Source organism: Pantoea coffeiphila (genome assembly GCF_016909495.1).
Lineage (GTDB): Bacteria > Pseudomonadota > Gammaproteobacteria > Enterobacterales > Enterobacteriaceae > Erwinia > Erwinia coffeiphila.
This window is the reverse complement of sequence record NZ_JAFBFW010000001.1, coordinates 333,200-357,441: the sequence shown is the minus strand read 5'-3', so window position 1 is coordinate 357,441 and position 24,242 is coordinate 333,200. Positions and strand designations below refer to the sequence as shown.

General features: G+C 51.8%; 27 protein-coding genes. 9 read left to right on the top strand and 18 right to left on the bottom strand.

Annotated features, from left to right (window positions below; translation table 11 throughout):
- Positions 1-113: 113 nt before the first annotated feature.
- The gene (locus tag JOE09_RS01650; protein WP_205064548.1) at positions 114-1,907 is read left to right on the top strand and encodes a sigma-54-dependent Fis family transcriptional regulator; all 1,794 of its coding nucleotides are present in this window, start codon (positions 114-116) and stop codon (positions 1,905-1,907) included.
- A 68-nt stretch (positions 1,908-1,975) separates the two neighbouring features.
- Here the strand turns inward: JOE09_RS01650 and JOE09_RS01645 are convergent, their stop codons facing one another.
- Positions 1,976-2,434 carry an RES family NAD+ phosphorylase gene (locus JOE09_RS01645; protein ID WP_205064547.1) on the bottom strand — a complete coding sequence of 153 codons (459 nt, stop codon included), beginning with the start codon at positions 2,432-2,434 and terminating at the stop codon, positions 1,976-1,978.
- A complete protein-coding gene (parS, locus tag JOE09_RS01640) occupies positions 2,431-2,874 on the bottom strand; it encodes a type II RES/Xre toxin-antitoxin system antitoxin (protein WP_200546482.1) in 444 nt (147 codons plus the stop codon). The genes JOE09_RS01645 and parS overlap by 4 nt, the downstream gene beginning before the upstream one ends.
- 244 nt (positions 2,875-3,118) lie before the next feature.
- Between parS and mqo the strand changes: the two genes are divergently transcribed.
- Positions 3,119-4,774: a malate dehydrogenase (quinone) gene (gene mqo, locus JOE09_RS01635; protein ID WP_205064546.1), complete on the top strand. Its 1,656-nt coding sequence runs from the start codon at positions 3,119-3,121 to the stop codon at positions 4,772-4,774.
- A 159-nt stretch (positions 4,775-4,933) separates the two neighbouring features.
- Here the strand turns inward: mqo and JOE09_RS01630 are convergent, their stop codons facing one another.
- The 5 genes from JOE09_RS01630 to JOE09_RS01610 all read right to left on the bottom strand — a co-directional run bounded on the left by JOE09_RS01630 (position 4,934) and on the right by JOE09_RS01610 (position 8,367).
- A complete protein-coding gene (locus tag JOE09_RS01630; protein ID WP_205064545.1) occupies positions 4,934-6,001 on the bottom strand; it encodes a hypothetical protein in 1,068 nt (355 codons plus the stop codon).
- A gap of 171 nt (positions 6,002-6,172) precedes the next feature.
- On the bottom strand, positions 6,173-6,448 hold the full coding sequence (locus tag JOE09_RS01625; protein ID WP_205064544.1) for a VF530 family protein: 276 nt from the start codon (positions 6,446-6,448) through the stop codon (positions 6,173-6,175).
- 59 nt (positions 6,449-6,507) lie between these two features.
- Complete coding sequence (locus JOE09_RS01620) at positions 6,508-6,783, bottom strand: barstar family protein (RefSeq protein ID WP_205064543.1); 276 nt, start codon at positions 6,781-6,783, stop codon at positions 6,508-6,510.
- Between the two features lies 1 nt (position 6,784).
- Positions 6,785-7,336, bottom strand: a complete 552-nt coding sequence (locus JOE09_RS01615) for a ribonuclease domain-containing protein (protein ID WP_239552892.1) — start codon at positions 7,334-7,336, stop codon at positions 6,785-6,787.
- Positions 7,337-7,449: 113 nt separating this feature from the next.
- Positions 7,450-8,367 (bottom strand): sugar ABC transporter substrate-binding protein, encoded by a 918-nt coding sequence (locus tag JOE09_RS01610; protein WP_105593759.1) that lies wholly within the window; start codon positions 8,365-8,367, stop codon positions 7,450-7,452.
- A 214-nt stretch (positions 8,368-8,581) separates the two neighbouring features.
- On the opposite strand from JOE09_RS01610, the gene JOE09_RS01605 reads away from it, so the two are divergent.
- Positions 8,582-8,770 carry a hypothetical protein gene (locus JOE09_RS01605; RefSeq protein ID WP_205064542.1) on the top strand — a complete coding sequence of 63 codons (189 nt, stop codon included), beginning with the start codon at positions 8,582-8,584 and terminating at the stop codon, positions 8,768-8,770.
- Positions 8,771-8,864: 94 nt separating this feature from the next.
- Here the strand turns inward: JOE09_RS01605 and JOE09_RS01600 are convergent, their stop codons facing one another.
- Positions 8,865-9,008 (bottom strand): hypothetical protein, encoded by a 144-nt coding sequence (locus JOE09_RS01600; protein ID WP_172606619.1) that lies wholly within the window; start codon positions 9,006-9,008, stop codon positions 8,865-8,867.
- Between the two features lie 164 nt (positions 9,009-9,172).
- Between JOE09_RS01600 and JOE09_RS01595 the strand changes: the two genes are divergently transcribed.
- The 3 genes from JOE09_RS01595 to JOE09_RS01585 are packed head-to-tail and all read left to right on the top strand — an operon-like array spanning position 9,173 to position 10,587.
- Positions 9,173-9,496: an antibiotic biosynthesis monooxygenase family protein gene (locus JOE09_RS01595; RefSeq protein ID WP_205064541.1), complete on the top strand. Its 324-nt coding sequence runs from the start codon at positions 9,173-9,175 to the stop codon at positions 9,494-9,496.
- Positions 9,489-9,881, top strand: a complete 393-nt coding sequence (locus JOE09_RS01590) for an amino acid-binding protein (protein WP_205064540.1) — start codon at positions 9,489-9,491, stop codon at positions 9,879-9,881. Before JOE09_RS01595 ends, JOE09_RS01590 begins: the two co-directional genes overlap by 8 nt.
- Position 9,882: 1 nt before the next feature.
- Positions 9,883-10,587 carry an ArsR/SmtB family transcription factor gene (locus JOE09_RS01585; RefSeq protein WP_205064539.1) on the top strand — a complete coding sequence of 235 codons (705 nt, stop codon included), beginning with the start codon at positions 9,883-9,885 and terminating at the stop codon, positions 10,585-10,587.
- 134 nt (positions 10,588-10,721) lie between these two features.
- Here JOE09_RS01585 and JOE09_RS01580 read toward each other — a convergent pair whose 3' ends face one another.
- The gene (locus tag JOE09_RS01580) at positions 10,722-11,573 is read right to left on the bottom strand and encodes a restriction endonuclease (protein WP_205064538.1); all 852 of its coding nucleotides are present in this window, start codon (positions 11,571-11,573) and stop codon (positions 10,722-10,724) included.
- Between the two features lie 422 nt (positions 11,574-11,995).
- On the opposite strand from JOE09_RS01580, the gene JOE09_RS26260 reads away from it, so the two are divergent.
- Both JOE09_RS26260 and JOE09_RS01570 read left to right on the top strand, forming a co-directional pair.
- Positions 11,996-12,112, top strand: coding sequence for a small membrane protein (locus JOE09_RS26260; protein ID WP_146114155.1), 117 nt, complete (start codon positions 11,996-11,998; stop codon positions 12,110-12,112).
- A gap of 1,139 nt (positions 12,113-13,251) precedes the next feature.
- Complete coding sequence (locus tag JOE09_RS01570; protein ID WP_239552891.1) at positions 13,252-13,728, top strand: GNAT family N-acetyltransferase; 477 nt, start codon at positions 13,252-13,254, stop codon at positions 13,726-13,728.
- Positions 13,729-13,739: 11 nt separating this feature from the next.
- On the opposite strand, the gene JOE09_RS01565 is transcribed toward JOE09_RS01570, so the two are convergent.
- Positions 13,740-14,627: a LysR family transcriptional regulator gene (locus JOE09_RS01565; RefSeq protein ID WP_205064537.1), complete on the bottom strand. Its 888-nt coding sequence runs from the start codon at positions 14,625-14,627 to the stop codon at positions 13,740-13,742.
- Positions 14,628-14,740: 113 nt separating this feature from the next.
- Here JOE09_RS01565 and JOE09_RS01560 point away from each other — a divergent pair, with 113 nt between their 5' ends.
- Complete coding sequence (locus JOE09_RS01560) at positions 14,741-15,481, top strand: sulfite exporter TauE/SafE family protein (RefSeq protein ID WP_338049271.1); 741 nt, start codon at positions 14,741-14,743, stop codon at positions 15,479-15,481.
- A 380-nt stretch (positions 15,482-15,861) separates the two neighbouring features.
- Here JOE09_RS01560 and JOE09_RS01555 read toward each other — a convergent pair whose 3' ends face one another.
- The 8 genes from JOE09_RS01555 to JOE09_RS01520 form a co-directional block, all read right to left on the bottom strand.
- Entirely contained in the window at positions 15,862-17,052 is a 1,191-nt protein-coding gene (locus JOE09_RS01555) for an FRG domain-containing protein (RefSeq protein ID WP_205064535.1), read from the bottom strand.
- 293 nt (positions 17,053-17,345) lie between these two features.
- Positions 17,346-18,716, bottom strand: a complete 1,371-nt coding sequence (locus JOE09_RS01550) for an FRG domain-containing protein (RefSeq protein WP_205064534.1) — start codon at positions 18,714-18,716, stop codon at positions 17,346-17,348.
- A 69-nt stretch (positions 18,717-18,785) separates the two neighbouring features.
- Positions 18,786-19,610: a hypothetical protein gene (locus JOE09_RS01545; RefSeq protein WP_205064533.1), complete on the bottom strand. Its 825-nt coding sequence runs from the start codon at positions 19,608-19,610 to the stop codon at positions 18,786-18,788.
- Between the two features lie 322 nt (positions 19,611-19,932).
- The gene (locus JOE09_RS01540) at positions 19,933-20,892 is read right to left on the bottom strand and encodes an AEC family transporter (RefSeq protein WP_205064532.1); all 960 of its coding nucleotides are present in this window, start codon (positions 20,890-20,892) and stop codon (positions 19,933-19,935) included.
- A gap of 18 nt (positions 20,893-20,910) precedes the next feature.
- The gene (locus tag JOE09_RS01535) at positions 20,911-21,930 is read right to left on the bottom strand and encodes an AI-2E family transporter (RefSeq protein WP_105593746.1); all 1,020 of its coding nucleotides are present in this window, start codon (positions 21,928-21,930) and stop codon (positions 20,911-20,913) included.
- A 75-nt stretch (positions 21,931-22,005) separates the two neighbouring features.
- The gene (locus JOE09_RS01530; protein WP_205065084.1) at positions 22,006-22,665 is read right to left on the bottom strand and encodes a methionine ABC transporter permease; all 660 of its coding nucleotides are present in this window, start codon (positions 22,663-22,665) and stop codon (positions 22,006-22,008) included.
- Positions 22,662-23,453 carry a methionine ABC transporter ATP-binding protein gene (locus tag JOE09_RS01525; RefSeq protein WP_200546890.1) on the bottom strand — a complete coding sequence of 264 codons (792 nt, stop codon included), beginning with the start codon at positions 23,451-23,453 and terminating at the stop codon, positions 22,662-22,664. Before JOE09_RS01525 ends, JOE09_RS01530 begins: the two co-directional genes overlap by 4 nt.
- A 1-nt stretch (position 23,454) precedes the next feature.
- A complete protein-coding gene (locus JOE09_RS01520; protein ID WP_370569501.1) occupies positions 23,455-24,210 on the bottom strand; it encodes a MetQ/NlpA family ABC transporter substrate-binding protein in 756 nt (251 codons plus the stop codon).
- Between the last annotated feature and the right edge of the window lie 32 nt (positions 24,211-24,242).

Here is a 24,242-nt window from a genome sequence, read left to right as displayed (position 1 = left end):
CTTTTCGGCATGGACTATCGGATAATTTCTCTATCTGTGTCGCAAATCGCAACACTAAAAAAACCAGATAGCTACAATGCTGCAACACATTCGCTACAGGCATGGGGTTACCAATGCAGGGAAATACGTCAGCTGCCAGCACATCGAACGTCGCCACTACGCCGCTATTGAACGACTCATGGTTTCGCAGCCAGCTCTACGGCCTGGACCGTACCGCTGATGACTTTCCCCGTATTCGCCCTGGTGAACTGGCCGATGTGCTGGCCAGTAATACCGGCCTGCAAAATTTCGCTCAGCACGCAGTGAAGCGGCTCGCGGAAAAGGTTTCCGGCAAGCAGTCGGTGGTGATCCTGTCCGACGCCAGCGGGCTGGTGCTGAATACCTTCGGCGATATGCACGCTCTACAGAAAGCCCAGCGCTTTGCCCTTGCGCCGGGAAACTTATGGAGCGAGTGCGGCCGCGGCACCAACGCAATCGGTACCGCGCTGGCAATAGATGATGGCTGCGAAATATTTGGCGACCAGCACTACCTCACCAGCAATCAGGACCTCTACTGTGCGGCGATGCCGCTACAGGCACCGAACGGACAGATTGCCGGGGTGCTGGATATCTCCGGCCCGGCTCACTATCCTCATCCCGCCACGCTGGCCTGGGTGAAAGAGGCAGCGAAGCAGATTGAATATCTGTGGGTGAAGCAAAGCCTGCATCCCGACCAGTGGCTGATGAGCCTGCATCCGCAGATTCAGGGCATCGATCACGTTGAAGAGCTGCTGCTGGTGTTTTCCGACAATGTGCTGATGGCGGCCAACCGGCTGGCAATGCGCGAGCTGGAACTGAGCGCCGATCTGTTTGGTATTCTCACCTTTGCCGATCTGTTCCCGCAGGCCGAGCAGGCCGCGAATTGCGTGCCTCAGCCGGTACAGACCCGCAGCCAGCAGCGCTACTTCTACCGACTGCGCGCCCCGGCGCGAGTCAACTTCCCCGTAGCCCCTGCCGCCGCGCCGGTGCTGCCGTTCTCGCTGGGTGCCGCCGGGGATAAAATGGTTCGCCTGCTGAACGCCGGGGTATCACTGTGCATTCACGGCGAAACCGGCAGCGGTAAAGAGTACGTCAGCCGCGCGCTGCACCAGCAAAGCCGCTGGCGTGAAGGAAAGTTTGTTGCCATTAACTGCGCGGCCATTCCCGAATCGTTGATAGAGTCGGAGCTGTTCGGCTATCAGCCCGGTGCATTTACCGGTGCCAGCAAAAACGGCTATATCGGTAAAATCCGCGAAGCGGACGGCGGCGTGCTGTTCCTTGATGAGATTGGCGATATGCCGCTGGCGATGCAGACGCGTCTGCTGCGCGTATTGCAGGAAAAAGAAGTGGCACCGCTGGGATCGAGCCGCAGCTGGCCGGTGAATTTTGCGGTGATCTGCGCCACCCACCGTAACCTGCCGCAGCGGGTGGCAGATGGCGAATTCCGCGAGGACCTGCTCTACCGCCTGCAGGAGTTCTCCCATACCATTCCGCCGCTGCGCGAATGGCCCGCGCTGCCAGAGTTTATTTCACAGCTCTGGCTGGAACTGGGCGGCGGCGAGCGCGGCATTGTGATGACCGCTGAGCTGCTGGATACGCTGGCACAGCAGCCGTGGCCGGGTAATGTCAGGCAGATGCGCAGTCTGATGAAAGTGCTGCTGGCGCTGGCGGATGATAATGAAGTGCTGGACGTGGACAGCCTGCCGGAAGAGTACCGGCTGCTGCGCAGCGAGCCGCTGCCTGCTTTGCAGGAACATGATGAGAAGCTGATTGCCGCTACCCTGGAGCGCTTCAGCGGTAATATCAGCAAGGCCGCGCAGGCGCTGGGCGTGGCGCGCAGTACGCTGTATCGCCGTGCGGCAAGGCGCGAGACGGGCGAGAACGGTTAACCCATTTAGCTAAATGATCCGCTCTCTGAACCGTTGAGCCCGCAAATTACCGAGCAGCCGAGCAGCCATTATTTCAGTCGGGCATCGAACTGGAAGTCAATCTTCACCGCCCTGCTGACGATAGATAAAAACTGTGGGTGTCGCGGATTCAGCAGAAAGTTAAACTCCACCGGCGACAGCGCGCTCGGCACTCTGAGCGCCACCGCATCCCCGCTCTCAACCCAACGATCGCCAATCTCCGCCAGCTCCGGCGGGGCTTCCGCTGCCGCCCAGCTGGCGGGAAGAATCTGGTTATCGATCATCTGAATCAAATCATCATCGACATCAATGGACAGCAGGGTAAAACTGTCCAGCAAATTCGCCGCATGCAGATGCACCAGCGTTTCCAGCATAGTCAGTGAAGCCGCCTCGGCGGCGTACACCATTGCCGTGCCGACGCTGTTCCAGCGCCCGCCCGCTTCCTTTGCTCCCTGCCCGCTCCAGGCTCCGGCCACGAAGCGGGTTTTGGTCAGGCGATAGAGGATCAAGACCAGACCCCGTGCTCCAGACGGGTGATCAGCCGCATCACCTCCCAGGCACCGGATTCAGAGGCCAGCAGGTCGGCGGGTGCTTTCCATCCCAGCGCGCGGCTTGGCTCATTCAGCCACTTCTGCGCGGCAAGCTTATCGCCTTCAAACAGATCGACTGCGCGATCCAGTACGCGAATAAAACGCACCAGTCGCTCGCTCTGATCCGGACTGAAGCGCTTTTTGATATTGCGGCTGAAGGTGGTGCTGGGGATACCGGTGATGCGGCGCAGTTCGGACTGCGTGATGTGCGCCCAGCTGGCAATGCGGTTAGCCACTTCGCCCTCCAGACCCTTATCAATTTCGCCCACCAGCAGAACGCCGTCGGCTACGTTAAGGCCAACGTGCTGCCACAGCGTTTCAACACGCGGCACGGATACGGCAGGGGTAAACATTTTCATCGCATATCCTCCATATGGTCATTTCAGTATAACCAAATGGGCAAGGCGGACGCAAATTTAACCCGTTCGGTTGAGGGACCGATTCTCAGAGTCAATGGCATGCGCGTTTTATCGCCAAATATCACGCTGTATCAACGAAATATGACCAGATGTGAAAAAAAGTGAAGAAAATTTTTATCTGGATCACAATTTACGTTAAAATAATCATCCAGTTTTTAAACTTTTATTGATGTGTGTTAAAGAAATGTCTAATTCCAGAAGATTTATACCCGTTCTTTCCCTGTCAGCGCTGCTGGTTTGTTCTGCCAGCTATGCTGAAACGCCAGTCAACCAGAAAACCGACGTACTGCTAATCGGCGGCGGCATCATGAGTGCTTCTCTGGGTACCTGGTTGCAGGAACTGCAGCCAGACTGGAAACAGCTGATGGTTGAGAAACTGGACGGTGTCGCCCTCGAATCTTCCAACGGATGGAACAACGCCGGTACCGGTCACTCGGCCAATATGGAGCTGAACTACACGCCGGAGCGCGCGGATGGTTCCATTGACGTCAGCAAAGCGCTGGAAATCAACGAACAGTTTATGATTTCCCGTCAGTTCTGGACGGCGCAGGTTAAGCGCGGCATCCTGAACGAGCCACACTCCTTCATCAACTCTACGCCACATATGAGCTTTGTCTGGGGTGATGCCAACGTCAACTACCTGACCAAGCGTTATCAGGCGCTGCAGCAGACCACGCTGTTCCAGGGCATGCAGTTCTCCACCGATCAGAACCAGATTAAAAAGTGGGCACCGCTGGTGATTGAAGGCCGCGATCCGCAGCAGAAAGTCGCTGCGACCTGGACTCCGGTCGGCACCGACGTCAACTATGGCGAAATCACCCGTCAGCTGATCGGCAGCCTGAAGAAAGATAAAAACTTCACGCTGGAAACCTCTGCGGAAGCCACCGAATTCGCGCGTAACGCCGACAACAGCTGGCATGTCACTATCACCGACGTGAAAAGCGGTGAGAAGCACAGCGTCGACGCAAAATACGTGTTTATCGGTGCCGGCGGCGGCGCGCTGAAGCTGCTGCAGAAAACAGGTATCCCGGAAGCGGACAACTATGCAGGCTTCCCGGTAGGCGGTTCCTTCCTGGTGTCTGAGAACCCGGAAATTACTAAACAGCATCAGGAAAAAGTGTACGGTCAGGCTTCAGTCGGTGCACCACCGATGTCCGTTCCTCACCTGGATGCCCGCTTCCTTGACGGTAAGCGTGTCGTGCTGTTTGGACCGTTCGCCACCTTCTCTACCAAGTTCCTGAAAAACGGCTCGCTGTTCGACCTGCTGAGCACCACCACCACCAGCAACTTTATGCCGATGACTCACGTAGGCATGGATAACTTCGATCTGGTGAAATACCTGGTGGGCCAGGTGATGCTGAGCGACGACGACCGCTTTGCCGCGCTAAAAGAGTACTATCCGAACGCGCGTAAAGAAGACTGGAAGCTGATTCAGGCCGGTCAGCGCGTGCAGATCATCAAGAAAGATGCGGATAAAGGCGGCGTGCTGAAACTGGGTACGGAAATCGTGACCGATCAGCAGAAAACCGTGGCGGCCCTGCTGGGTGCTTCGCCGGGTGCATCTACCGCTGCACCAATCGCGCTGAACGTGGTGAAGAAGCTGTTCCCTGAGCAGTTCAACAGCCCGGAATGGCAGAGCAAGATCCGCGCTATCGTACCAAGCTACGGTCAGGAGCTGAACGGTAACGTTGCGCTGACTCAGCAGGTGTGGAATGACACGGCTGCCACACTGCAGCTGACCACGCCACCGGTTATCCAGATGGGTAACTCAGCCGACGCGGCCCCACAGGCTCAGCCGGAAAAACGCGCAGAAAGCGCTAAACAGGATATGGCGCTGTAATTTAACGCCCCTGCTGCCCCGGCATTCGCCGGGGCTTTTTTTTATCCCGCCGTGACCATCAGCAGTTCCAGCATTCGGCTTAATGTTTCAAGGCTCCCTTCTCCCTGCTTCCTGCTTCCTGCTTCCTGCTTCCTGCTTCCTGCTTCCTGCTTCCTGCTTTCAGCTATTCCCTTTCTTAGTCAGCGTAAAGCCCGGTTTATCTTTGGTGACCGCATAGGAAATTTTGGTGGCGGCCCAGGATGATGTGGTGATATCCAACGCGGGGATGGTCACGCGGCCCATGCCAAACAGCGTGCGAACGTAGCCGCCCAGCTTATGCTTACCCGGTGCCACGCTCAGCGACGTCACTTCACCGCGTTTAAGCACGCCCGCTTCCTTGCCGTCCACCGTGAGGATAATTGACGAACCGTCGTCGGTCTTAGTTAATGCGTGATAGACGTGAATGACAGACTGCGCGGGGGGCTTGTTCACCGGATCGGTTTGCATCTGAGCTGCGGTGGTGACCACAGGAACAATCGGTGGGGTGATGCCGGCGGTTTCTGCCGGGGCACTGTCCGCAGGGGCAGCGGGCGTCGATGCTGTCGATGCAGCGGTTGTTGCGCCCTGAGCCTGTGCGCTCGCGGTGACCGTTGAAGTCGCCGGAGTTGCCGAAGCCTGAGCCGTGCTGCTATCAGCTGAGGCCGATGGAGCTGCCGTTGTAGCCGCAGCGGTAGCAGAGGTCGTCGCGGTGCCCTGAGCCGTGGCGTTCGATGCATCCGCCGCCGTGGTCTGAGTGGAAGCACTCGCCGTATCTGCGGCAGCATTCTGCGCCGTTGCGGTCTCGGTTTGCGTTGACGGAGTCTGAGAACCCGCAGACGCCGAGTTGCCAGCACTGGCATTAGCGCTGCTTGAAGCCGGAGCCGGGCTGCTGTTAGCCTGCGTGCCCGTCGAGGCAGTCGAAGCAGTTGATGCAGTTGATGCAGTTGATGCAGTTGATGCAGTTGATGCAGTTGATGCAGTTGATGCAGTTGATGCAGTCTGATTTTGTGCCTGCGTTGCAGAGCTATCCACCGCCGCCACAGTCTGATCCTGAATATGCGTGGTGTTCACATAAACGCTGGACGCCTGAGCAGCGGCGGGCGAACCCTCGTCAATGGCGCTGATGGATGCAGTACCGGAAGACTGCGGCGCGCAGCCGGTCAGAATACCTGCGGCAAAGATAACGGTGAGGGTGGAACGGGTAAACATCCGGCAATTTCTCCAGCCAATAATGAACGGTCAATTATAGCGTCCATCACGTGCCGGAGTAAGCGGAACAGGGTTAAGCCTGTTCTGAAACTGCATCGATCGGGCAAAAAAAAGCCGCTATCCGCTGAGGGATACCGGCTTTTTTCACGCGGTTCTCGCGGTGACGGTGAATTACCGATCGCGCCCGCGATGGTTGGCCCACGGACTGTCAGCGGGGATATCCTGCGGCTCGTCAAGCGAGGCGATATACAGCGCTTCCACTTCGCTACGCGCCCACGGCGTGCGGCGGAGAAATTTCAGGCTGGACTTGATGCTGGGCTCGTTTTTAAAACAGTTGATGTTGATACGTGCGGCCAGTTCGTCCCAGCCGTAGCGTTCCACCAGACGGGTTAGCAGGGCTTCCAGGGTCACGCCGTGAAGCGGGTCTTTTGAGTGATTCGCAGTCATGTTTTGTCCGGGTCGGTAACGATGCGCACACCATACTGACGGCGCATCCGTTATGCAAGCTACAGCGGCTGGGAGGTTCGAACGCTGAAGGCCCCTGCCGTTTCGGATTCAGCTTCCTGCATCACCGTCACGATGCGCCGCAAGCCTGCCTCGGCGGGATGCTGCGGCAAATGCCTGAGCATAATGCGCAGCGGCAGCGAAACCTCGCCGGTCAGCACATCCCACAGCGCATCAAGGTTATTACCGAAGCCGTGCAGGCCGAATTTCTCCGCAAACTGCCGGTAGAAATCCTGCTCATCACGCACATCATGGAGATCGAAGCTGACCAGCTGCATTTCAGTTCACCTGTTCAAAGTGGCGATAGTGATCGCGGGTGACGTAAATCAGACCATCGCTGGACCAGAGCATCCGGTCGCTGCCACGACGACCGCACTGATAGTTCACGTCCGCTTCAAACCATTTCCGCCCTGCCTTTTCCGGCAGCCCTCCTTCGCGGTTACTGAAACGATCGCCGCCGATAGCCCTGCCCGGCAAAACCTGGCACAGATTACCGCGGGACGGGTCCCAGCCCTGGCGGCGCGCTTCATTCTTACGGATATAGTAGTCCGGCAGGCGCTGATGCTGCTGGAGGTAGTTCGCCACGCGAGTTTGCTGAGTCAGTGCGCTGATATCATTGCTTTGCGGCGCACTGGCCGTGCGCGTATCCTGCACCGACTGCCCGGAACGTTGCTGATTCTGTTCGGTAACCGACCTTTCTGATGCTGAACTCGAAGAGTGTTGCTGTTGCTGAGACTGCGGCTGACGCGGGCTGTGTTCGGCCGAAGGCCTGAGCCCGGCGTAGCTGGCGATAAGAGCGAGGATTCCGGCGATAATCAGTTTTTTATTCATATTCCGTTCGGTAACTGGCGTTCTCGTGCTGAGAATCAGAAGGTTCGTCAAAGGATTATAAAGTAAAAAAGGGACCACTGAGGTCCCTTATCTGATTAAGTCCGTGCGGTTCGTTATTTATTCTCGTATTGCTTCATATTGGCCTGCGTAACCAGTTCGAACGGAATCCAGTGATAGGAATCCAGTTTCTCACCTTTGATCATCCGCTGCGCCACATCAACCGAAGCTTTGCCCTGGCCTACGGCATCCTGGAAGACGGTGACCTGCATTTTACCACTGGCCAGCGCTTTCAGGCCGTCCGGCGTCGCATCAATCCCGCCCACCAGCACTTTGCTGTCCTTTTTACCGGCCTGCTGCAGCGCCATAATCGCACCAATCGCCATCTCATCGTTGTTCGCGGCGACGATATCAATCTCTTCCCCGTTGGTCAGCCAGTTCAGCATCAGGTCCATCCCCTCATTACGGGAATAGTTCGCGGTTTGCTTCTGCACGACCTTCATTTTCGGGTATTTGGCCACCACCTCTTCCACATCTTTAGTACGCTGCAACGCACCGGCATCAGTCAGGTTACCGATCATCACGGCGACTTTACCTTCGTAATTTGCCTGGCGCGCCAGCTCCTCCATTTGCAGCGTGCCGGACTGCTTCTCATCAGAACCGACAAACACCACGCCCGGCGGCAGTTTCGGATCGCCCGGCGTACGGTTGACGTAAACCAGCGGAATTTTTGCCGCAGTAACCAGTTTGGTCATCGCAGGGGTTCCGGCCGAGTTCACCGGATCGACAATAATCGCATCCACCCCGGCGCTGATAAAGCTCTGCACCTGGTCCGTCTGCCGACCGACATCACCGCGTGCATCTTCGAACTGCACCTTGATACCACGCTCTTTCGCTTCTTTATCGATGGCATGGCGGATAATAGTCAGGAAGTTCTGGTCAAAATAGGCCATCGAAACGCCGATGGTTTCTGCCAACGCAGACGTGGAACAGCTGAGTGCGGCAACCAGCAAAATTTTCTTCAGATGCTTCATTATTCTTCTCCAGAGGCAGATCGGGGTAATGTCTTCGGATGCAAAATGAAATGCATAAACCGTAGATGGAGAATAATGAAATAAATGATTTCATCGCAATCGCTATCTAACAAAATCTTAACATCCGTCACGCTTTACGATCGGATATCACCTTTTAACGCTAGACTTAGCGGTATGGGATCGCGCTTTTTCAAATAACCAACAGGGAGATACCGTGAAAAATACGCTGCTGCTTTCACTGGCTTTACCACTTATCCTTACCGCCTGCTCGGAGAAGCGCTCTGAGCAGGCGCGAGAAGAAACCACGGCCTGCCGTAACTACCGGATGATGATGACCGCACCGATTCCACCGGACGTGCACAACCGGCTGAAGCTCGCCTGCGAAGCAAGCAGGGCTGAGTAAATATTCGCGCCAGTCATCCAGATTAAGATCCTTGCCCGCTCTGGTACATCGGCGGGCCATAATTTAAGATTCAACGCACACCGGCCTGAATTGATTATTTATCCAGCGGATCCCTTTCATCATCGTCGCTATTATCTGGGGTGCGCGGTATTTCTCCGTGCTCCCGCGGATCGTCCTTCGCCGGATGATCCTTCTCTTTTCTGCGCTGCTGGTCGGAATTGTGTTCAGACTTCGACATTGCTTTCTCCTTTTACTGGCTGAAACTTAAGTTTAGACGATGATCACGCCCTCCACTTTTCCCCTTTACGCCAACCGCAACAGGCATAGTTCGCTCGTCGCCGAAGCATAACTATCTGATAGCGATAAAGTGAAGCCCAGTCTCCACAATCAAAGGGCAGGAAAATGATTGCCGTACTTTTTGAAGCAGATGTGACTCCGGCACAGCAGGCGCGTTATCTGCAGCTGGCCACAGAGTTAAAACCGCTGCTGGCGGATATCGAGGGTTTTATCTCTATTGAACGGTTTCAGAGCCTGACCACTGAGGGAAAGATACTCTCCCTTTCATGGTGGCAAAATGAGGAAGCCGTCCTGCAATGGAAACGCAATGTGATGCATAAAGCCGCCCAGGAAGAAGGCCGAAAATCGATTTTTGCTTTTTATCGCATCAGAATTATGCAGCTGGCGCGGGAGTATTCATCAGAAAACAGGGAGAAAACTCATGCATGATATCCATATTATTTTACGCAACGCACCCGGGGAACTGGCGGCGATGGGCACTTTACTGGGGCAAAACGGCGTAGGGCTGGAGGGCGGCGGCGTATTTACCGCTGGCGCACAGGCGCACGCCCATTTTTTAGTTGAGGACGGTAGTCGAGCCAGGGACGTACTGGAAAAGGCCGGCTTTCAGATTGCCGCCGTGCGCACGCCGCTGATTCGTAAACTTAAGCAGGAACGCCCGGGAGAACTGGGTGAAATCGCCGCCGCACTGGCTAATAACGGGATCAATATTGTTGTGCAGTACAGCGATCATGCAAACCAACTGATTCTGCTGACGGACAATGATAAGGTTGCCGCTACGCTAACCCAAAAATGGGCGGTCAATCCGGAGTGATATGCTAAAACCCGTTGAGTCAGAGGAAAACAGCCATGCGCTTGAGCACGCCATGGCGAATGTTGCAGCGGCGATGGCCGATCCTTCCCGGATAAAAATCCTCTGTGCCCTGATGGATGGCCGGGCGTGGACAGCGACGGAGCTGGCTGCGGTTGCCGACATTGCGGCATCTACCACCAGCGCCCATCTTTCCCGGCTGGTCAGCGGCAGTTTAATTACCGGCCTGTCACAGGGCCGGCATCGTTATTTCCGGCTTGCCGGGCAGGATATTGCCGAGCTGTTGGAAAGGATAATGGGCATTTCCTGGCGCTCCCCCTCCGCAGCCAGGATCAGCACGCCGGTGCCGCTGCGTCTTGCCCGTACCTGCTACGATCATCTGGCCGGTGAGGTCGCGGTCGATATCTTCGACGCTATGGTCAATCTTGCGTGGCTTACCGATGACGGCACGGTACTGACGGATAAAGGGCATCAGCAGTTTGCCCAAATGGGTATCGAACTGAACGGCAAAAACCGGCGAAAACTCTGCTGCGGCTGCCTGGACTGGAGCGAAAGGCGCTTTCATCTGGGTTGTGAAGCCGGTGCCGCATTTTTCAGCCACTGTGAACGCCAGCAGTGGATCGCCCGGACAACGGGGTTTCGGGAAATCACCATCACGTCGGTCGGTCGGCTGGCCTTTAAAAAATGGTTTGGCGTTGAACAACGCTGAGTAGCACTCTTAATGTTGAAAAATTGCAGGTCAGTGGAAGTTCGAGTGCATCTTCACAATAGCGACGATATTGCGCCCCTGCCCGACAGTCATCGCAGCGACACAGGGACGAAACCATTTGGCAGCGTCATCTATCAAACCGGGGATTCCTGTATCCCCAACAGTTCATCGATATTTGCCAGATCTTCATGATGCAGCAGAATAATCGAATGCGACAACGCTAACTGGCGGGCAGAAAGCGTGTAAGTGTTATTACTCACCACCAGCCCAACATCCGCACCATAAAATCCTTTACCGGCAATAATTTCCTGAACGGCTTTATTCCCCACGGGCGACGCGTATTTTTTACACTGCAACGCCAGCTGGATGCCGTACTTCACCGCCAGAACATCCACTCCCTGATCGCCAGAACCTTGTGTGACTCGAGTATCCCATCCCTGCTGCCACAACAAATCGGCACAGTGATGTTCATACTCGATCGGTGACATTTCTTCAGAGTAAACGCTCTCCTCATCATGAGAGGCCATGTATTCATCGACAATATCATCCAGTAACCGGCGCTGTTCACGAGGATAAAGCCCATTATAAAATGGCGTAGAGTACGCAACATAATCCAGTTTATTAATGTAATACTCTTTTTCTTTTGCCCATCGATCGTAAATGACGTTGCCATAATCATCACAGGTCACCAACATTCTTTTTTTACGCGCCAGAACAGGAAGGTGTTGAGCGATCAGAGAACGAAACTGTTCTTCATCCAAATCGCGTGATTCCTCAATATGTTTATCATGCTGCTCCTGCCATTCTTCTGGATAAATTGTATTTTTTAAATACCCATATCCCGCAGTAACAGCCAGAGCAATGAGTGCGATTGTTCCGAAAGAAAAATGAAATAAAACTAACAGAGCGAGAATAGCTAAGCTGGCAAAAGTAATGGGTCGCATCTTTTTCTTAACATACGATTCCCGATCGATCAGAGTCATCATGCACCCTACGCTAAATTCTGGAACGGCGATTGTATTGGATAATTCTTAATTATGGAATATGACAACCGCTTATGAACAAAATCATCGCGTTCTGAGCCGATGAAAGACCTGCACTCTGACAGCATATTATGCTGCACTTAAAATTATAACCTCGGGAATCGCGGAGACCAGCACAACAAAAAACAGCGCTATCGTGCTGGTAATTGCATGAATTTTAATCAATTTGCAGAATTTTGTAAAAAAATGACTTAAGAGTCAAACTGAACCAACAGGAGGCGAGCGGCTGTACTGACAAAGTTTATCGCTAACATTAAAACACCTGACAGCGCCTTTATCCATTGCAAGAATTATCTTATGTTTAGCTCTGACGTTAACCCATACACTTACAGTCTTGTATTTCATGCTAACGCAAGAGGTATTAGATGAAAGACTGGCTGCTTCTTATATTTGCTATTGTATTATTAATCGTCACTATTTATAGTTTTGTTTCTTATTACCGCCAGAGAAGAGCAATTAAGCTTCAGTTTAAGAGAAAATGATTATTTTACATTAATATTTTAACACCATCGGGTATTCAATTATTTCTATCAAAACCCGAGTTAAGGTTGTGCAACGCCAGTTTGCACCCTTCTCGGGCTTACTTAAACCTCGCCACCGCAGCCCGACTCGCCACCCAACTTGTAGCATGTGACATCATTCACATTTTTTTAAAGAATCACGTACCCTCTTCCTTCCCAGTATCAAAGAGACAAAAAAAGACAAAATCAGGGAAAAAAAACTTCGCTACAGAGAGTGTACATGGCAGGATAAATCCTCTTAACACGAGGGCGGCAACCATGATTAAAAAAATTGTTTCAGCGATAGTGATTTGCTTCGGTATCGGGCTTTGGTACTTTGGCGTTGACCTTCACAGTTTCTTCAATGAGGCATTTTCCCCACCAAAGTAAAGCGTTGACGGTCAGGTCTTTTACCCGAAAACCATTATTTTTATGATTACCTGACCCGTTTTGACTATAACCTTATTTTGTAAAACCTCTTAAAATCATAAAGATAAAAAAGTTATTAGAAACAAACACAATAAATAATTCACAACACTCCAATTAGAATGGAAAAAATAAAAAACTTAAGAAGTAAAATTACAGTTAAAAAAAGCAATTAAATTAATAACAATTATCCTAAAAAACATAAAAATAAGAATTAAGACTTGCCAGTCACCATTATTGGTGATTAGTATTGCCAAAGGAAGATTTTCAACATGGACATAAAGGAAATAACATGAGCGACTTAACTCTGCTTCTCACCGCCTTTGCATTGCTTATTATTTCAGTCTCCAATCTGATTTCTTATATTGAACAAATTAAATCAACCACACTCCCTCTCCCCAGAAAAAGGAGGAAAAGGAAAAGCGTCATATACAAATTTAGCAATTGGTTACCTTTATATAAATCAAGAAGTAATATTTAGATCTTTCTGTAATATTTTTATTAAAAACTTACCACTATATCTTCCTCTATTTATAATTTCTTATAATGTAATAAATTCTCACCGCCAGGGAGAATCAACATTGATTGCGCATTAGTCATGTATTCTGCGGAGTTTAACTGCTTTCGTACGTGACTTCGTCACCTGAATCTGACAGATTAATTCACTAAATCGCAAGTAAATTATGAATAAGCCTATGATAAAATTAAGAATGTACAGAGAGGGAGATGAGGCCGCGTTGCTCAAGGTTTTTTTGTCATCCATACGAGACATTGCATCGCGTGACTACACCCCCGATCAAATCGCAGCGTGGGCACCGGAGGATATGGACCCGCAACGATGGGCCAGCCACATAAAGCAGCTCCAACCATTTGTCGTTGAGCTGGAGGGTGAAATTGCCGGATACGCCGATGTTCAACCCAATGGCTATATCGACCATTTCTTCGTAGCGGGAAACTACCCGAAACAGGGTATTGGCACGCTGCTGATGAATGCCATCCACGATGAAGCCCGACGGCTTGGACTAAGTGAGCTGACGTCGAATGTGAGCAAGACGGCTGAAGGTTTCTTTCTGCGGCACGGTTTCCACGTGGTCGAACGCGGATTTCCCGTCCGGCGCGGCGTAACGCTGCAAAATGCACTGATGCGTAAAGAACTGCGGACTGCTGACTGAACTGATATTGATCAATCCTGAAGCCTAAGAAAATCAAACAGCCGCATCATGGCCGGGCTCAGAGAATCCGGTGTTTTATAACAAATGCAGATCCGCCGCCGCGCCCATGAGTCGGTTAGCGGCAGGATATGGTACGGAAATTTTTTACTGAAGCGTTCAGCCAGTGATAAGGGAAGAACTCCTACACCAATCCCACTGCTGACCATCTCCCCCATCCCTTCAAAGCTGCTCATTCTTATGCGATAGGTCAGTGGACGACCAAGATCTTTTGCATGTTCACTGATGTGATCCTGAAGCGCATTACCGGGATGTAAACCAATAAATGGCTCTGCAAGCGCCTCGGAGAGCGAGATTTTATCTCTGCATTTAAATGGATTAGAGAATGGGACGATAAGTGCCAGCCTGTCATCTGCCAGAGGTTCAAGCATAAGCCCCCGGGCATCTACCGCATCTGAAACGAGGCCGGCTTCAGCTACGCCGCTACTTATGCTGGTAATAATATCCGCACTGCTTCTCTCTTCAAGCTCAATGGTCACACCCGGGTGCGCTGACAGCCACTTCGCCAGCCTGCCGGGCAGGAACTCTGCCATCGCAGAGGTATTCGCATACAGCCTGATCTTCCCTTTGGCTCCTCTCGCGTATGCGCCCAGCTCGGCTTTGAGCCGTTCCTGCCGGGACAGAATTTCCCGTGCATGGCCAACAAGAACCTCACCCGCTTCAGTAAGACTGACTCCCCTTGGATGCCGGATAAACAGCTTTACCCCGGTATCGTCCTCGATGCTTTTCAGTCTCTCACTGGCCGACCCCGTGGCCAGGCTGGCATGTCTGGCGCCGCGGGTAATGCTTCCGGCATCCGCGATATACACAACGAGTTTCAAATCAGCAAGATCCAGTCTCATAGAATATCCGTCTCAGCCTTCGGGTTTTCCGAAGCATGACGCGCTTAAACCAGATTGTCCACCGCCGGGTGAGATGGTTGAATCACGGAAAATCTTATACTGGAGCAATCGTTGTGAGCGGACAGCTGTTTATCTCTCTTTCGCTGATCTTTATCGTCGCTGGTTTTGTTAAAGGCGTAACGGGAATGGGGCTGCCTACGGTGGCGATGGGGCTGCTTGGCATGTTTATGTCACTGCCGATCGCAGCCGCACTGCTGGTACTTCCCTCTTTCGTGACGAATGTGCTGCAGCTGTTTACCGGCCCCTCAGTGAAGATGATTGTCAGCCGATTGTGGCTGATGATGCTGCTGATTGCGGTGGGAACCGTGGCGGCATCTTCGCTGATTATCGCCGTTAATCCCGCCTGGTCAGCTTGCACTCTGGGCGCAGCTTTAATCGTTTACGCCGTTTTTGCAATGTTCTCGCCGTCGCTGACGGTCTCTCAGGCAAGCGAAAAATGGCTTTCCCCGATTATTGGCGGCGTGACAGGTATTATCACCGGCGCAACGGGCGTATTTGTGATGCCGGCCGTTCCCTTCCTCCAGTCGCTTGGCCTGCGGAAAGATGAACTCGTTCAGGCTCTGGGGCTGCCATTCACCGTCTCTACCGTCGCGCTTGCCACGGGGCTGTATCTTCATGATGCTTTTCGAGTAGAGCAGCTTTCACTGTCCCTTTTTTCGCTGGTTCCTGCTTTGGCAGGGATGTGGCTGGGGCAGAAAGTGCGGGCACGCATCAGCGCCAGGCGCTTCAGGCAGTGTTTTCTCCTGTTTCTTATTGTGCTTGGATTGGAGTTGGTTTCGCGGCCGTTTGTTTAGTTTGTAGATCCTGTAGGCGGCTGGGAAGAAATGCGGTTTTCCTGGATTGATAGCGTAAATCAGGCCAGTTGATGCTTATAGTCGCCACTAGTTTTTTTGTGGCGGCTATGAGCGAGGTGCGGAACCTGGCAACGCCAACAGCTACATGACTAACATTGAGGAATTTTAATCATCGGGGAGTAGGTCAAATGGACCAGCGCCCATCCGCTAAGACTAACCGCAGTAACAACTTACGCTTTTGACCAGACCTATCGGTTGTTTATGACCGATTTCGACCCAAAGTCGCATGTGGATAATTTAAAGACTCATTGTGATTTGACCTAACAGTAGCTGTCAAATGAGTTTGAGCTACCACAGTTTATTATGCTATTTAAGAGTGGCTATCGATGTCGAAAAGTGGTCACTCTTTCTGGATGCCTGCAATTTTCGATTAGGGCCGCGAGAAAATTATCCTCATGTTCATCAGGAAAGAGCACATGCGACGATAAACGTTCAGACTCCGGCAGTTCGAAATCGATTCGAATCGCTCCAACAAGATATAAGCCCGCAAGATTAAGTGCGTACGGACCTGATCGGCAGATTACACATGATTGCCTCTCCGGTCTAAGTGGCTGTAAACCATGAAGAACTCGATCGTGTGCATACACCGCCATTTCATTTTGTTTATGCTTAAACAAGTACAGGATGGACTTCGAACCGTTACTTCCGACGAACTGGTAATGATCATTGCCAGCATTGGGAACAAAACGATGACTCGCAAAAAACATTGCCACTCGCAAATCACTGCTTAAATCCAAATACGACGAAAACAGTCCATAGTGCTGCAGTAGAGTATTAAGTAGGTCAGACAGATTGTAATTGTGGCCCATACTCAAATCCAATCGAACGCGGCCAAAGAGACTCACTAAAGGATCATCTGAATCCTCCATATCTTGTGCTGAATATATCCACTCACCTCGTTTTATGAGTTCGTTTATTCGCCGATCCACTTCCTCGATGTCGAATTGTGAATAGATAATCTTCGACCACTCATGCAAGTTAATACCATTGAAATGGTGAAATGATCGCGGATGATTCTGGAGGAGATTTCGCCAAATAGAAGGAATAAAAGAAGTCTCGCCAAGCCCTTCGATAAGAAAGTATGGATTTCTTATTGGGCGAGTAATCTCGTAATGCATAATCTGCCCACGGAACAATAGTTTTTGCCCTAGAGACTCTTGGATTTTGTTAACCTGCCTCGTTAATTCGTCATATGATTTTGCTGTGTTTAAAAAAATATCTTTACAGAAGGTCTTACCGGACTTTGCTATCTGATACCACTCGGTAAAATGATTTTTGTGAATTCGTGTGGCAAGATCCGAACTGGCTAGAGGTCCGCCATAGTAACGATCTATAATTATGTCACCACCCATATTCACATATCCTGACGAGATTAGCGCTTCGGCTTCTTCAGTTTGGATGCCAAGGTCAGAATAAATCTGTCGAGTCTTCTCTAAATTTGGGGGATAAAAATTATTTGGCCAATCGAAGTCATTACTGTAGTAATTCCAATAGTTATCATAATTCGCCATGGGTTTATTATTTTCCAATAGTTGACTAATACTACTAACGCCAATAAATAAAAGCTTTTTCTTCTAAATTAAACTTTAGCGAAAGCTTTCGAATAAGTTTTATTATCACCAATGTGGATACTTGTCAAATAAAACTGGTCGCCAAGTTAGATTTTTTCATGTAACGGTTTTCCGATTCGTTTGGTGGTCAGTTGACTCAACGTAATATTCATACAGCCATAGAATGCTGTAATACTTAACGATAAGTGAACTGCCACGGATAATTTAGACATTTCCTTGCCAGCTCAATCATGCTAGTAAGGTTCCCCCCATGTAGCCAATTTGTCAGAGGTCGGGTCAATACCTTTCTGAACATATAAATCTGAACCGATATCTTCTAGTAACTTGTTCCTCAAGGAAACATCAACCCGGCCAAGTAAGGATATATTGTCAATATGTTCTGAACCACACTTGCAGTCTTCCTCATGAATAACACGTTCCCAACAGCCGTTACTATCGATTCGATAGTGCATCCCATAGAAGCGACCAATACTCATGATACGCAACCCTGGATGATCGATACCATATTCAAATACACATACAATATTTTCAGGCATTTTTACTATTCCAACGCCCTTCCCATATCTTGTGTCCATACCATGGTAAACAAGTCCATCAAGTTCAATTGATATCTCATTATACTTTTCTAATAGCTTGTTGATTTCAGGAAGAACAAAACAAGGGTCACTTACACCATGATACAGGGCGCTTCCACATAGAATCTGAACTATTTGTGAAGAGATGATGGCCAAACCGTCCGGAGGCGGAAGGTCCCTAGTCCAAAAGGGTCTATACATTGCACTTCTAGAAGGCATGTGCTTTTGAAGGTGACAGGAATACTCAGGTAACTCCAATGACCTCTTGAACGCCTCAAGACCTTCATCCGAAAGGTGTCGTATCTTCACCCATGGCATTGCCAAAAGTTCGCGATAAACAGGATCCTCACATGGTTCTGGAAATAGCCAGCCAACACTATATCCCTCCGCATATTTACGCAGAACCTCTGCTGGAGCGCTGATATGACAAATAATACAGTCTCCATCTAGCCCTTCACGAATTAAAGGCCCCACCATGTACGCATCCTGTCGCACATATCTTGGAGCGCCATGATCTGTCGCAATTTCGGATAGATGAACAGCCTGAAGATTGTATTGTCGTAGTAACTTCTGGCTTATTAAATAAATGTGGCCAATATCTTCGGATGGAGCGAAACAAGCATTTAGAGTACGCAACCAAACTGGATCTTCAAAGCAATCCTCTACCAAATTGACCACATACTTAGAATCAAATTTATTACATGCAAACCAAGCAGCAACACGCGGATCGCCACTAACATCAAGGAAAAAGGAACGAAACCCATAATGCTGAAGGATTGCTTGGTTGGTTGCATTATCGCCGGTATCATTCCAACCGCGTACTAAGTGTTGCAAGGCTCTCTTTGCATAATAGGTCCACATAATCATCAAATCGGGTACGCACCCTTGACGCTGAAATGACGTGGGCATTGAGGGCGAGCCATCTGAAGACAGGTAATGTTGAGTTTGTCCTCTGTAGAGAACTCCTGGCCCATATTGTTTAATAACTATTTTGAGTTCTTCGAGCGTCTCGCAATGACAATGTTCCATCCCACCTCTCCATTCCAACTTTAATTGTCGAATAAATGCTCTTGACTCAAATTTAGTGTGCCATTATACCTATTCGTCTACCATCATCCCTTGATAGGTACAACCTCGTCGGATAGAAGCTTCTTGGATTGTAAATTTTGGACCCAACTCAATCTGTAGCGCATTTATTCTAAGACCAAAAAAATCAAAATGCTGAAGATCAGTTTTTAATTCTTCAATAAATACGGATTTATAAGCATTTGCATCAAACCCTTGGAATAACACTCCAGCATTATCCAATGCAGTAAAAACTCTAGAAACAGCAGAATTGAATATCGGCAACAAGTCTAAATACACTTGCTTTGTGGGGTATCGATCTACTTTCGTTTTTTCCCACACTTTTTCAAAGGCCAAGCCATTTTCCAGAGAGACGAATCTGGATAAAGCATTTGCTTTACCCATTGGGTTTAAGTAGTCCGATTCGCTGCGTGGATCTAAGCGACTATAAACATCTTCTAACTTTATCAAATGCATCATCAACGGAGGATTGCCACCTGTCGTTCGATGCCTAGCAATTAAATATTCAGCCCCAAGTAGATGCTCAGGTTTCCCATCCAACCAAATAGTCTGGAGAAGACTATGGAATAGAGGATGATCACGGTGATGAAGAGCATTTCGAATTGAAATTAAGAGGCTAGTCTCAGGATGCTCATGGAAGTCAAATATCGCTTGTGATACATCATATAACGTATGAAAACCCTCAAGATTTTGCTCAAATGCTCGATCTAAGTTGTGTATAGCCTCTTCACGGTCGATTGCTACCAATTCTCGGTATCTTAAAAATGCTTCCCCATAGAGTCGCATATTGTTGGCAAAACGCCCAAGAGCATTAGTAATAATTGATACATCGCCCATATCAATCCTCAGCATCTTAGTATTTATAGACTCTTCTTGTGAGTCCTCGGTTGGATTGCATAATCATATAATGGCGTACTGAACATAGCTATCAATAGCGCTGGGAATGTCCGCTCCTGGCACAAAGCGGACTCCCCTATCTGATAGTGCCCAGCAAACCGAATCGCCATCCACATCAGTTAACAACCGTCTCGCCCCCTCCTAAACATCCCTGCAGATCCATCCATCGCATCACCGCGCAAAAGGTAATTCAGCTAGATGAATCTACCAGGAGTAGATGACCAAAACAGTAAAGATGACCGCGCTAAGAAATCCAGAGCAATCACCCATAAACCCAGTCCATCGTAAGTATCAGAACTGGCGTGGAAATTGCCGAAAATAACGTCGTCAAAAGCATGCTTGTCGCAGCCGGTCCGGTCAGAGCGTTAAACTGCTGCGACATAAGATACACGTTCACGCCCACCGCCATTGAGGCCAGCAGCACCACCACTTTACTCTCCAGCGGCGGCAGGCCCAGCAGCCAGGCCAGACCCCACACCACCAGCGGATGCACGACCAGCTTGATCGCGCTCAGTACGCCGCCAATGGCCAGGCCGTCCTTAATGCGATAGCACGCCAGGCTCATACCCAGCGCCACCAGCGCCAGCGGCACGGCGATCTGGCCGAGCATGGATACAGGCTGGTCAATCATCTGCGGCAGCGGCAGCCCGGTCAGGCTGAACAGCGTGCCGCTGAGGATGCCGATAATCAGCGGGTTGCGCAGCACGCTGACTGCCGTTTTGCCAAAGCCCTTTACGCTCAGCGAACCGTGCTTAAACCACTCCACCGAAACCGTTGCCAGCGTCCACAGCAGCAGACCGTTAAATACCAGCACCAGCGCCACCGCAGGAATGGCTTCGTCGCCAAGCATCACGCGTGCAATCGGCAGGCCGAGCAGAACGTTATTGGAGAAGATGCCGCCCAGCGCAAACACCGAACCGGACACGCCATCAAGGTGGAACACCCGGCTGGCAATCACCCTGCCGAGAATAAATACCAGCAGGCAGCCGCCAAAGAACGCCAGCAGCAGGCGGGCATCCACCGGCGGGCCGCTGCTGAAATCGCACATCAGGCGGAACAGCATCGACGGCAGCGCCACGCGAAACACCAGCCGGTTTATCGCTTCGGTAATGCTTTCCGGCCAGCGCCGCCAACGCACCAGCAGCCAGCCGAGGCCGATCAGCACAAACAGAGGGATCGCGATAAGAAACTGGTGCCACAGCGAGCTGCCGAACGCTAACATAAAAATCCTTGATGAAGGTTAGATCAGCCGCGCTGCCCGCAGTTCACTTTTCAGATAGGCGTAGTACACCGGTGCCGCCACCACGCCCGCCAGCCCAAAGGCAGATTCAAACACCAGCATCGCCAGCAGAATTTCCCAGGTTTTGGCGCTGATGCGGGTGCCGAAAATACGCGCGTTGATAAAGTACTCCAGCTTGTGAATCAGGATCAGATAGACCAGCGCAATCAGCGCCGCCTCAAGCGAGATGGAAAGCCCGATCAGCACGATCACCGTATTGGAAATCAGGTTGCCAATAATTGGCAGCAGCCCGGCAATGAAGGTCAGCACTACCACGGTTTTGGCAAACGGCAGATGCAGGCCAAACAGCGGCAGGATGCCAAACAGGAAGCCGCAGGTCAGCACGGTATTCACCAGCGAGACTTTGATCTGCGCAAACACCACATTATGGAAGGAGTCGGCCAGGGTACGCAGGCGGTCGAGCATCGCCTCTTTCAGCGGCGCGTCGTCGCTGCGGAGCTTGCTGTTGCGCAGAGAGATAATTGCGCCGAGCAGCATGCCGATCAGCATAGTTGCAAAGGTGTGGGCGGCGCTGCGGCCGAAGGTCTGCACCACCACCAGATGCTCGCGCAGCCAGGTGATCACCTTATGCTGAAGTTCATCGATGTCCGCAGGCAGGTAGCGGGTCACCACCGGCGACAGGGTATGTTGGGCATCCTCAAGGATTTTGGTAGCAGTGGCGTGAAACATCGCGGGGTTCTGGAAGTCGTGCAGCAGAAAGCTAATCAGTTTGGTAATGCCGGTAACCAGTCCGAGGATAATCACCATGCTGAGGAATAAGATGCTGATCCAGCGGGCAATCGGTCCTTTCACCAGACGTTCAATGTACGGGGTCATCGCCAGAATGATTTCATAGACGATGAACCCGGCCAGAAAACACGGCAGCAGCCGCAGAGGAAAAATGGCAAACAGCGCGATAAAAATCAGCCCATAGCTAACGGTCTGGCACCACTGCGTTTTTATGGCATGACGAATTTCCATGACGTACCCTGTCTGAAAGAAGAAAAGTAATGCGAATTCAGACAGTATACTATGCCATCACGCTATGGTGCTGAATTAACGACGATGTGCCAGGCTTCTTACCAGCCGGTCGCCGGTCATTTGCACAACCTGCACCAGCGCAATCAGCACGATCACGGTGGCAATCATCACCGGCTGGTTAAACCGCTGATAGCCGTAGCGAATCGCCAGATCGCCCAGCCCGCCGCCGCCGATAACCCCGGCCAGTGAAGAGAAACCAATCAGCATCACCACCGTCAGCGTCACGCCGGCCAGCAGCGCGGGCAGCGCCTCCGGCAGCAGTACCTTGCTGACCACGTGCCAGTCGTTGCCGCCCATGGAGAGCATCGCCTCGATGCGCCCTTTCGCCACTTCATCCAGCGCGCTTTCTACAATACGGGCAAAAAACGGCACCGCGCCGATGGTGATCGGCACAATCGCCGCGCTGCTGCCGAGCGTGGTGCCGACAATAAAGCGGGTTGTCGGGATCAGCGCAATCAGCAGCACCAGAAACGGCAGCGAACGGCCAACGTTAACTATCGCTCCGACGACCGCATTCACCCGCGGCAGCGGCAGAATGCCATCGCGACGGCTGATAAACAGCAGCACGCCCAGCGGCAATCCAATCACCAGGGTAAACAGCCCGGAAAAACCGACCATATACAGCGTTTCCAGGGTTGCCTGTAGCATCAGCTGCCACAGGTCTTCAAGGCTCAGGCTACCGCGCACAGTGGGCCTCCTTCAATACCGTGGCGTTGCAGGAAGCGGCGTTCGCTCTCCGCATCGTGCAGTAGTGCGTTTCGCAGTAAAGAATCCTGCTGCCGCAGCAGCGTGCTCAGCGCCCCGCTCTCCCGCAGTCGCCCACGCTCCAGCAGCGCGGCGTGATCGCAGATTGATTTCACCACCTCCAGCTGGTGGGTGATCATCACAATCGTCAGGCCAAACTGCTGATTGATTTGTTGCAGCAGCGCCAGTACCGAGGCGGTGGTTTCCGAATCCAGCGCGCTGGTGGCCTCATCGCACAGCAGGTAATCGGGCCGGGCCGCCAGCGCGCGGGCAATCCCCACGCGCTGCTGCTGCCCGCCGGAAAGCTGTGACGGCCAGGCGGTCGCTTTTTCACTTAACCCTACCAGCTCGAGCAGTTCGTTCACCCGCTGCTGGCGCTGCGGGCGTTTCACCCCGGCGATCTCCAGCGGCACCGCGACGTTATCGGCCACGGTTCGCGAATGCAGCAGGTTGAAATGCTGAAAAATCATCCCGCTGCGCTGACGCTGCTGCCGCAGTGCGCGCGGCGTCAGCGCGGTGATATCCTGGTCGTCGATCAGCACGCGCCCGGACGTTGGCCTTTCCAGTAAATTAAGACAGCGGATCAGCGTACTTTTTCCCGCACCGCTGCGGCCAAGAATGCCGTAGATTGCCCCATCGGGGATAACCAGTGACACATCATCCAGTGCAGGGGGTTGCCCCCCGGCGTAAATTTTACTGACCTGCTCCAGGCGAATCATTTTATTTACCCGCTACCGGGATCACCGATCCGCGATAGTTCTGCTGAATAAAATCGGCCACCTCTTTTGACTCCAGGTCCTTCGCCAGCTGGCGAATACGCGGGTCATCAGCCAGTTTTGGCGTGGTCGCCAGAATGTTGGCATACGGGTTGTTGGTAGCGCTTTCCAGGCCCAGCGCATCTTTCGATGGCGTCAGCCCCGCTTCCAGCGCGTAGTTGCCGTTGATCACCGCCAGGTCAACGTCATCCAGCGCGCGTGGGATCTGCGGCGATTCCACTTCCAGAATCTTCAGCTTTTTCGGGTTCTCGGCGATATCTTTCGGCGTCGCCTGATCCTTCGACGGATCGTTATAGCCCGCTTTCAGTTTGATCAGTCCCTGTGCCTGCAACAGATACAGCGCACGGCTCAGGTTGGTGGTGTTATTCGGTACGGCGATAGTTGCGCCTTCCTTCACATCCTTCAGGCTTTTCACCTTGCGGGAATAGATGCCCAGCGGTTCGATATGCACCGTGGCGGCAACGGTGAATTTCTGGCCCAGCGCTTTTTCCTGATCGCGCAGATACGGCACGTGCTGGAAATAGTTGGCATCCACATCGCCATGCGCCAGCAGCTCGTTGGCGTTCACGCCGCTGCTCAGCTCGATAATTTTAAGATCCAGCGACGGATCGAGTTTTTTCACGAAGTTGAGGATCTCGGCGTGCGGCACCGGATCGGCAGCCACGCGCAGCGGTTCGGCAGCGTTAACGCTGAAAGCCATCGCCACGGATAAGGCAATCCCTGAGAATGATA